This is a genomic window from Bathymodiolus heckerae thiotrophic gill symbiont, from assembly GCF_900180345.1.
GTDB lineage: Bacteria > Pseudomonadota > Gammaproteobacteria > PS1 > Pseudothioglobaceae > Thiodubiliella.
Genome location: NZ_FXLV01000053.1, coordinates 1 through 10,076 on the forward strand (window position 1 = coordinate 1; position 10,076 = coordinate 10,076).

The window sequence follows — 10,076 nt, forward strand, 5'->3', positions numbered from 1 at the left end:
CATTTTTTATCAGCAAAACGACCAAGAAAGATAGGGTATTTTATCAAAATCTGGTTGATTTGTCTGTGATATATTGTGGTTTTATTGTTATAAATCAGTTTGTTGTGTGGTTTTTAAGGGTTGACTATTTATGCAAAGGTCTCATTACTAAATTCTGTTTTGAATTAAGTCATCTACCGCCTCTGGCTCTGCTAGCGTAGAAGTATCGCCCAAATTGTCATAATCATTTTCAGCAATCTTGCGTAAGATACGACGCATAATCTTACCACTACGGGTTTTTGGCAGGCTAGGGGCGAATTGAATTTTATCAACTGTGGCAATCGGGCCGATTTCGCCACGAACTTGTTTGACCAGTTCAATTTTTAATTCATCAGTTGGTTCAACGCCATTCATAACGGACACATAGGCATAAATTCCTTGCCCTTTAATATCATGTGGATAGCCAACCACTGCCGCCTCAGAGACTTTTTTATGTAGCACCAAAGCCGACTCAATTTCTGCCGTGCCTAGGCGATGTCCTGAGATATTTAAAACATCATCAACTCTACCTGTAATCCAATAATATCCGTCTGCATCTCGTTTTACGCCATCACCTGCGAAATATTTGCCTGGAAAAGTAGAAAAATAGGCTTCCATAAAACGCTCGTGATTGTTATAAAGGGTGCGCATTTGCCCCGGCCAAGACTTGGCTATCACCAAAATCCCCTCGGCCTCTCCCTCCAGTACTTCGCCTTTTTCGTTTACCACTTGCGGATCGATGCCAAAAAAGGGCTTGCTGGCTGAACCGGGTTTTAATGCAGTAGCGTATGGTAGTGGCGTAATCATATGCCCACCTGTTTCTGTTTGCCACCAAGTATCAACGATTGGGCAATTGCCATTACCAATTTTATGATAATACCATTCCCATGCTTCAGGGTTGATTGGTTCACCCACTGTGCCTAAAATTCTGAGGCTAGAGCGATTGGTTTTGTCCACAAACTCATCGCCTGCACCCATTAATGCACGAATGGCAGTCGGTGCGGTGTAGAATGAATTAACTTGATGTTTGTCAATCACTTGCCAAAAACGAGACGCATCTGGATAAGTCGGGATACCTTCAAACATCAGCGTAGTTGCGCCATTTGCCAGCGGACCATAAACAATATAAGAATGCCCCGTTACCCAGCCAACATCTGCTGTACACCAATACACATCGCCTTCTTGATAATCAAATACATATTTGTGTGTCATTGCGGCATAGAGCAGATAACCACCTGTTGTATGCACCACGCCTTTTGGTTTGCCTGTTGAGCCCGAAGTGTACAGAATAAACAATGGGGTTTCTGCATCAAACGGCTCACATGGGCACTCACTCGACATATCTGCCACCAAATTATGATACCAAATATCTCGCTCGCCCCACGCTACTTCGCCCTTGGTATTTTGCACGACAATCACAGTATCAACACAATCACAAGTTGCCAGTGCTTTATCAACATTGGCTTTAAGTGGCGTAGCCCTACCACCACGCAAACCTTCATCGGCAGTAATAACCACCTTACATTCAGAATCTAAAATCCTGTCTTTGAGCGCCTCAGGCGAAAATCCACCAAATACCACTGAATGAATAGCACCAATTCGTGTGCAAGCCAGCATAGCGTAGCTCGCCTGCAAAATCATCGGCATATAAATACAAACCCTGTCGCCTTTTTTAACACCGAGTTTTTTCAATCCATTAGCGAGTCTTGCCACTTCGTCGTGAAGCTCTTGATAAGTGACTTTTTGGCTAACTTCTGGGTTATCCCCCTCCCAAATAATTGCTGTTTGCTTGGCGCGTTGTGGCAAATGACGATCAATACAATTATAAGCCACATTTAACTTGCCGCCTTTAAACCACTCAATTTGACCCTTAGTATAATCAATATTAGAAACCTGCGCCCAGTCTTTGTCCCAATCTAAAAATGTCTTGGCTTGTTTACCCCAAAATTCATCCGAATTCTCAATTGAATCTTGGTACATTGTTGCATAAGCTCTCTCATCGATAAGAGGTGTTTTGTCTGATTTTGCAATGGGGTACATAATATTAACTCGCTTTAAAAATAGAGGAATGAATAATACCTAAAAACTAATTTTTTAGAAAACTATTTGTTAAACTTGATGTAGTTTAATGGATTTTACCTCACCCATATAATCCACCTGCGCCAAAAACAACTCAGCAGTGGCAATAGCATCTTGCATGGCATTATGCGCTTTATATCTCGGCAAATTATATTTATTTCTCAAGGTAAACAAACGCAAATTATCGCCTTGTATGTAACCTTGAAATCTTGACATTTTCCTAGCTTCTATTTGTAAAGTATCCAGCATTATCATTGGCAAACGATTAATTTGATACAAATGGTGGCACGCATGATTGATAAAGTTTTTTTCAATTTTGTCAAAATGTACTACCACTACCCTATTACGCATCACGCTAAACAACTCATCCATAGCATTTTGCAACGACACACCTTGTTGTAGATTGTCATCGGTTAATTGATGAATACTGACATTTTCCTCTTTCAACAACTGCTTAGGATTGACAAGCAAGTGCCGACTGGATGAAGCCAATAAATGCAGATTTTTAATCACTGTGTAGCCAATACTTATTATTTTTTCTTTGCTGGCATTCAGCCCCGTTGTTTCAAAATCAAGCACCAAAAACTCAATCTCTTCAATTAATGTGTTTTGGCTAATTAAAGGGGTGGATAAATAGTCAATCAAAGGCTTGGATAAATTTGGTTTTTTTAATAAAGACTTTTGATAATATTTTGGGAAAAATCTTTGTATAACTATGCAAAGGTCTTTCATAATAATATCGAAGTTTGATATTGCGAACTCATCGCTGCTTGCATATTCGAGACAATACTAAAAGCATCTTTTAGGTGTTTTTGGTCTAGGGACGATATTTCAATGGTAGGCACTAAATTATCAATTGATTGATTGGTTTTTATTTGCCGAGATTGATGTTTTATTCTCACCAAGTTAATGAATTTGTACGCTTCAATTAGCTCTTTTGCACCCGAAGCACTCAACCCACCAACATCTGCCAATTCCCTTAGTCTTCCCTGAGTATTAACCGCCCTAACCCCATGTGACAAAGCATACACTCTGGCAATGTCAACAATGGGCACCACGCCTTTTTTCTTTAAATTTAATGATTTTTTATTAACACCATTATCCTCAAGTATAAAGTTTCTAAAAAATCCCAAAGGAGGTTTGTAGTGCTCGGCATTGTGTGCCATATGTGACTGAAAAATTGTATTTTGACGCGTTTTAGTAAAAACCTCTGTCATTAAATCTTTTAACAACTCAGGTGTGCCGTAAATACACTTTAAATCAAAAAATATACTGGCATACATAAGTGCTTTAGGGTCAGGAGATGAAATCCATTGATTGAAATAAGAACGCCAAACAGCAACACTTTGTCGCCACTTGGGATTAATTGCCATCACATCGCCTGGGCAAAATACATATCCACATGCGTTTAAGCCATCACAAACATACTGAGCCAGTTTAGAGAAATAATCACCATGCAAACGCTCATCATACTCATCAGATAAAATTAATAAATTATCTTGATCAGAATGCGCAATTTGCTCAGATCTTGCCAAGGAGCCTGCCACCACCCAAGCGTAAGCAATAGGTGGGTCTCCAAACAATACTTCTGCTTGTTTTAACAATTGTTGGTTAATTGACCTTCCTACTGAACTAACAGAATAAGTAATATCATGCTCATCCATATTAGCATCAAAACCATGTTGCAATAAAAGTGGCACTTGCTTAGATATTTTTTTCAACTCGTCTATTGTATTTGACACCAAAACTTCATTAATTAGAAAAACCACATTATGACTTTGTTTTCTTAACAAATCTGCAGCTGTAATTATGCCAATTGCTTGCTTATTTTTAACAATTGGTAAATGCCTAATGCCTGATTTTGCCATTAACAACATAGCCTCAATGCCGCTTTTATAATGCTCAATAAAAATCGGATTAAGGGTCATAATATCCCCAATCGGGTGAGACACATCAAGCCCAACAGCTGCCACTTTTGTGCAAAATGCTCGGTCAGTCACAATGCCGCACAACACATCATTGTCGGTAATCACAACTGAGGTTACCCGTTTATCGCTCATCAGCGTAGCAACTTGGCTGATACTTGTTTTTAAATCAACCGTATAAACATCATTAGCCCTTGACATAGAGAGCACTGAGTTGTCCAATAAACTGTTTTGTTTGATAATATTTTGCGCTTTAATGCTTGCCTCTAACCCTGCATCAACAAAAAAATGATTGACCCTAGATTGATCATCAAAAAGATTAAAAAAAAGCTTTTTAGGGATTCGGTAATAAAGTGTATCTTCTTGGCAACTGTGTGAATAAAGCGCCAATTGCGTATTATAACCAAACCATTGCCTTTCACTCAAAATAGAAAACAACTTTTCATTCTCATCCTCAATCAGCACCGCACCCTTGCGCACTAAGTATAAAAAATCAGGCTTGATAGCTAATACATGGCCTCGTTTTCGATAAGCAATTTGTATTTCTTTAACTAAAGGTTTTAGTTGTAATGGTGTAGCACTATCAAGAGGTAGTGTTGATTTAAGAAAGTCAATAATTTCTAAATCTTCAATCTCCATTATCAATAGCCTCGATCTTTATAAGTAAAAATAGCAGGTACTTCGGCGTAAAAAACACTGTTATTAACAGAAATAACCAATTGTATGAAATCCGACTTTGTTACACTCACCTGAGAAGACTGCCACAGTGTTTTATCTGATTTAAGCAAAACCATTGACTTTGGCAATGAATGGCCATTTTTTTTATCAACCAAGGCAAACTTAACACCATTCAAGGGCACAGAAGAGGTTAGGGAAAAATTATTTTTTCCATAAATTTTATTCTCAGGCGTTATACTGAGTTCCAAATCACCGTTGGTTAAATCGCATTGACCACTTTCCCAGCGACAATTTGGCTTTGCCAACATTTTATACAATTGCCCTTCTTCTGCCTTATGTGGCGTTTCAGCAACATAATAATCCACGGCAAAATAACTCATAATTGCCAAAATAGGTGCAACTATCAGCGAAGTAATTACATGTTTATTTTTGAAAAACATAATCCCTTATTTTGAGACCTTTGCATAAATATAAATAATCATCAAAAATCCACTTTTTACCAACTTGGTAATTTTTTTAAACCCAGCTTTGGCCTTGCTAAGGCAGAGTTTAAAAAAAATACCAATTTGACAAAAATTGAATTCTGCTAATCATCCATATTTATGCAAAGGCCTCATTTTAAATAAAAAAACACCCGACAGCACCGAGTGTTAGAAAAGCACTTTTGAAAAATGTTAGTTAGATACTGGAATACGGATATTTTCAATCATCTTCTCAATCTTTTTAGGTATCTTTTTGGTGCGACTCATAACAAGAAACGCCACTGCAAAGTTAACCAATGCGCCAATTGCACCGAATGCATTTGGCTCAATACCTAAGAACCAGTTAGGACCCATATCGCCTAAGAATGAAGTTGATTTTACAAACATAATGCCTTTGTGTTGGAACACATATAGCAGAGTAATACCAATACCTGAAAGCATACCTGCAATCGCACCTTCTTTATTCATTTTCTTAGAGAATATACCCATCATCAGTGCTGGGAAAATACTGGATGCCGCCAAACCAAAGGCCAGCGCAACCGTGCCTGCGGCAAAATCTGGCGGATTAAAGCCGTAATAACCCGCAACCAAGATAGCGCCAATCATTGACATCCTTGAATACATTAACTCATCTTTTTCAGAAATATTAGGTCGCCAAACACCTTTAAGTAGATCGTGTGAAATCGATGAGGCAATCGCCAGCAACAACCCAGCAGCTGTTGATAAGGCGGCTGCCAAACCACCCGCCGCTACAATTGCAATCACCCAATTCGGCAAACCTGCAATCTCAGGATTGGCTAACACCATAATATCTTTATCTACTTTAACCATTTCATTGGTTTTCTTGTCACCTGTGTATTGAATTAAACCGTCGTTATTTTTGTCCTCAAACTTCAATAAACCTGTTTTTTCCCAGTTTTTAAACCAAGTAGGACGGTCTGCATATGCTAAGTTTTGCGCCTGAGTTGGCTGGTCAATCGTTTGCATTAGATTTAATCTTGCCATCGCTGCAACCGCAGGTGCTGTTGTATAAAGTAGCGCAATAAACACCAACGCCCAGCCTGCTGATTCACGAGCCGCCTTTACCGAAGACACAGTAAAAAATCGCATAATAACATGTGGCAAACCCGCTGTACCAATCATAAGTGATAAAGTATAAACAAACATATTTGTCGTGCTAAGCCTTGCTTGCGTAGTGTATTCGGTAAACCCAAGTTGGGTAACAACTTGATCAAGCTTGTCCAAAAGATAAGTTCCATCTGCCATTTCACTGCCCAATCCTAATTGTGGAATAGGGTTGCCAGTTAACATAAATGAAATAAATACCGCTGGAATCGTATAAGCAATAATCATAATCACATATTGAGCAATCTGGGTATAAGTAATCCCCTTCATACCGCCCATCACTGCATAAAATGCAACAATAACCATGCCTGTTACCAAGCCAGTTTCATACTCAACTTCTAAAAACCTAGAAAATGCCACGCCAATGCCTTTCATTTGACCAATAACATAAGTTACTGAGGCAATAATCAAACAAATCACCGCAACAACGCGTGCAGCCTTTGAGTAATAACGATCGGATATAAATTCTGGTACTGTAAATGAGCCATGCTTCCTTAAATAAGGCGCAAGCAACATCGCCAAAAGCACATAGCCACCTGTCCAGCCCATTAAGAATACTGAGCCACCGTATCCATAAAAGGCAATTAAACCAGCCATTGAGATAAATGACGCTGCACTCATCCAGTCTGCCGCTGTCGCCATGCCATTTGCTATAGGGTGAATGCCACCGCCCGCTACATAAAACTCATGCGTTGAGCCTGCCCTTGTCCAAAAAGCAATGCCGATATAAATTGCAAAAGTTATCCCTACAAATAAAACTGTTAATGTTTGTAAATCCATTGCATTCTCTCATTAATTATTTTTCGTGAACATTAAATTTTTTGTCGATTTTCCCCATGCTTTTTGCATAGTAAAAAACCAATACTACGAATGTGTAAATTGAACCTTGTTGTGCAAACCAAAAACCCAATTTATACCCCCCAAGTCTAACTGTGTTTAACACATCTACCAGTACAATGCCAAATAGATATGAAACCACAAACCAAATAGACAAGCACTTAATAATAAGCGCAATATTGGCTTTCCAATAGTCGTTGTTGTTATTGACCATTTAAACCCTCCTCTTGATTAAATTATTTAAGAATAATACACACTTATTATGTGGAAATTTAACTATCATTAAGCACTAATATAATTTTCTAGAAATTATTAAAGACCTTTGCATAAATATGAATAATCATTAAAAATCCACTTTTTTACCAACTTGGTAATTTTTTTTAAACCTAGCCTTAGCCTTGCTAGGGCAGAGTTTAAAAAAATACCAATTTGACAAAAATTGAATTCTGCTAATCATCCATAATTTATGCAAAGGTCTCTATTAAAAGTTTATGCACTTTTGATATACAAAAAAAAATGACATAAATGCGTCATTTTTAATTGTATAGAAAAAATAACCACACTTAAGTCTTTACTACTTCGCTCATTTCATCAGAAGATTCATCAATTGCTCTGGTGGATAATTCCGCTTCCACTTCAGCCATCTTGGCGTTATCTGCTACTCTTTCTTGTGCGCTTAATTCCATTTCCATAGCATACTTTTCTGTTAAGATTGAAGCGTTAATCAAACCCGCTTCAATTTCTCTGAGCGCAACCACAGTTGGTTTATCCTTGCCAACCTCTAGGGTTGACCTGTGCCCACCAGAACTTAACTGATGCGCACGCTTAGCTGCCACTAACACCAATTCAAAACGATTTTCTACAAAATCTAAACACTCTTCCACAGTTACTCTTGTCATAATCTCAGCTTATAAATACGATAAAATAGGCAATTTTACACGAAGATAGAATTCGATGGAACGACTAATTGTGCTAGATACTGAAACCACAGGCATTGAACCTTCTGAAGGGCATCGTGTCATTGAAATTGGTTGCACTGAAATTATTAACAGAGAAATCATAGCAAATAATGAATACCATCAATACATTCAACCCAGCCGTCTGGTGGGTGATTCTGAGCGAATTCACGGCATCAAGGACAGTTTTTTAAAAAACAAACCAAAATTTGAAGAAATTGCCGAAGAATTTTTAGAATACATTGAAGGAGCTACCTTGGTAATACACAACGCCCCTTTTGACCTTGGTTTTTTAGATCACGAATTGGCATTAATGGGCACTGAGCAACGCATTGAAGATAATTGCACTGTTATTGATTCATTAGAAATGTCTAAACAGCAACGCCCTGGCGGTATGCACAATCTTGATGTGCTTTGTCGTCGCTATGAGATTGATGCCAGTGCTCGTACTGTTCACGGCGCATTGCTTGATGCACAAATTTTGGCACAAGTTTACTTGGCTATGACGGGCGGACAAACTAATTTATTTGACGAGAACCATGACAACGAGAAAAATACTGAAACTTTAATTTCAAGAGTTGACACCAATCGTGCCAAAATTAAAGTAATTTTGGCTAATGAAGCAGAACTTAAAGCGCACAATACCTATTTTGAACATTCCTAGAATAAATCAAACATTAATGTGCTTAACAAAGTATAATTATCGTTTTTTCGGAGTGTAGCGCAGCTTGGTAGCGTATCTGGTTTGGGACCAGGTGGTCGAAGGTTCAAATCCTTTCACTCCGACCATATTTTGCGCCCTTAGCTCAGCTGGATAGAGCAACGGCCTTCTAAGCCGTAGGTCACACGTTCGAATCGTGTAGGGCGTACCACTCAATCAACCCTTGTTAAGACATATTTAACAAGGGTTTTTCTTTATTTACTACCTTTGATATGAGTGTATATTTTAAGTAATGCAACCTCAAATACGCAAAAAGCAGAAGTTAAAACCACTCAAATTAGCATTAATCCAAAACTGGCTAATGCAATGTTGCTTATCATCACTTTAACGATTTTTCATCAAATTGCTAACAATAACGGTTTGATATTTGTGATTGAGTTGACGATAAATTATCGCCTAAAAAAAATGTAGTGGTCTGACACATTTCAAGCCACTTTTTCCAACTCAGCCATCTTTTGAGCAGGTGTAATACACCCAATTCTTTTGTAGTTATAAAAATAAGAGACCTTTGCATAAAGTATGGATGATCGGCAAAATTCAATTTTTATCAAATTGGTATTTTTTTTAAACTCTGTCCTAGCAAGGCTTTAGCAAAACTTTGATACTTGATTCACATCATAAGTGCAACACTCGTTAGTCGGTCAAAAGAGTGTATTAACCACTCTTTAACTTGACAAGAAAAGGAGTGAAATAGGAAAAAATATACGCAATTGACCTGCGAACAAAGATACCATATTTACCTGTTGAAAAAACAAGGATACAGTCAAACTTTTATTGCCAATTCAATGGGTAGAAGTAACTCAACTATTTCTCGAGAACTATCTCGTAATACTGGCAATAGAGGTTATTGCCACAAGCAAGCTAACAATCTTGCTTGTGAGCAACATCAACAGAAAAACAAACATATTAAGAGACCACCGCATTAACCCAGTGTGACTTAGAGGATATAAAAAAATAGTGCATTCTTATCCAAAAATGAGGAGAATAGCCAGTTATTTGCCATCCTACAAGGATTGCTGTATAGTTTTTGGGTAAAAAGGTGCTATTTTATGCGTTTCATAAGTTGTAATGGATTAATGCAGTGGTCTCAGGTTGGGACAATGTAGTTATGGAGAGATTTTTTAAAAGTGTAATGATCTAACTTTCTTAGACACAAAGATAGCCTTATAATACAAAAAATAAGGAGGTCAAAATGACGCAAATAATAAAAACCAGAAAAGAGAGAATAAATCTAACAATTGAGCAAAAATTAGAC

Annotated in this window: 10 protein-coding genes and 2 tRNA genes; 5 read left to right on the plus strand and 7 right to left on the minus strand. The window is 37.9% G+C overall.

Features of this window, described 5'->3' with window-relative positions; all coding sequences use genetic code 11:
• Positions 1–147: 147 nt before the first annotated feature.
• The 7 genes from acs to rpoZ form a co-directional block, all read right to left on the minus strand.
• Positions 148–2,058 (minus strand): acetate--CoA ligase, encoded by a 1,911-nt coding sequence (gene acs / locus CRYPD_RS06525; RefSeq protein ID WP_171004379.1) that lies wholly within the window; start codon positions 2,056–2,058, stop codon positions 148–150.
• Between the two features lie 69 nt (positions 2,059–2,127).
• A complete protein-coding gene (locus tag CRYPD_RS06530) occupies positions 2,128–2,829 on the minus strand; it encodes an exonuclease domain-containing protein (RefSeq protein ID WP_138146790.1) in 702 nt (233 codons plus the stop codon).
• A complete protein-coding gene (locus CRYPD_RS06535; RefSeq protein WP_138146791.1) occupies positions 2,826–4,661 on the minus strand; it encodes a putative nucleotidyltransferase substrate binding domain-containing protein in 1,836 nt (611 codons plus the stop codon). The genes CRYPD_RS06530 and CRYPD_RS06535 overlap by 4 nt, the downstream gene beginning before the upstream one ends.
• 2 nt (positions 4,662–4,663) lie before the next feature.
• Positions 4,664–5,140, minus strand: coding sequence for a hypothetical protein (locus tag CRYPD_RS06540; RefSeq protein ID WP_138146792.1), 477 nt, complete (start codon positions 5,138–5,140; stop codon positions 4,664–4,666).
• A gap of 234 nt (positions 5,141–5,374) precedes the next feature.
• On the minus strand, positions 5,375–7,087 hold the full coding sequence (locus CRYPD_RS06545) for a sodium:solute symporter family protein (protein ID WP_138146793.1): 1,713 nt from the start codon (positions 7,085–7,087) through the stop codon (positions 5,375–5,377).
• A gap of 16 nt (positions 7,088–7,103) precedes the next feature.
• On the minus strand, positions 7,104–7,358 hold the full coding sequence (locus tag CRYPD_RS06550) for a DUF4212 domain-containing protein (protein ID WP_138146794.1): 255 nt from the start codon (positions 7,356–7,358) through the stop codon (positions 7,104–7,106).
• Positions 7,359–7,707: 349 nt separating this feature from the next.
• A complete protein-coding gene (gene rpoZ / locus CRYPD_RS06555) occupies positions 7,708–8,043 on the minus strand; it encodes a DNA-directed RNA polymerase subunit omega (RefSeq protein ID WP_138146795.1) in 336 nt (111 codons plus the stop codon).
• 55 nt (positions 8,044–8,098) lie between these two features.
• Here rpoZ and dnaQ point away from each other — a divergent pair, with 55 nt between their 5' ends.
• The 5 genes from dnaQ to CRYPD_RS06580 all read left to right on the plus strand — a co-directional run bounded on the left by dnaQ (position 8,099) and on the right by CRYPD_RS06580 (position 9,747).
• Positions 8,099–8,764, plus strand: a complete 666-nt coding sequence (dnaQ, locus tag CRYPD_RS06560; RefSeq protein WP_138146796.1) for a DNA polymerase III subunit epsilon — start codon at positions 8,099–8,101, stop codon at positions 8,762–8,764.
• A 48-nt stretch (positions 8,765–8,812) separates the two neighbouring features.
• Positions 8,813–8,889, plus strand: a tRNA-Pro gene (locus CRYPD_RS06565).
• A gap of 6 nt (positions 8,890–8,895) precedes the next feature.
• A tRNA-Arg gene (locus tag CRYPD_RS06570) sits at positions 8,896–8,972 on the plus strand.
• 65 nt (positions 8,973–9,037) lie between these two features.
• A complete protein-coding gene (locus CRYPD_RS06575; protein WP_138146797.1) occupies positions 9,038–9,232 on the plus strand; it encodes a hypothetical protein in 195 nt (64 codons plus the stop codon).
• Between the two features lie 299 nt (positions 9,233–9,531).
• Complete coding sequence (locus CRYPD_RS06580) at positions 9,532–9,747, plus strand: helix-turn-helix domain-containing protein (protein ID WP_138146798.1); 216 nt, start codon at positions 9,532–9,534, stop codon at positions 9,745–9,747.
• Positions 9,748–10,076: the final 329 nt, after the last annotated feature.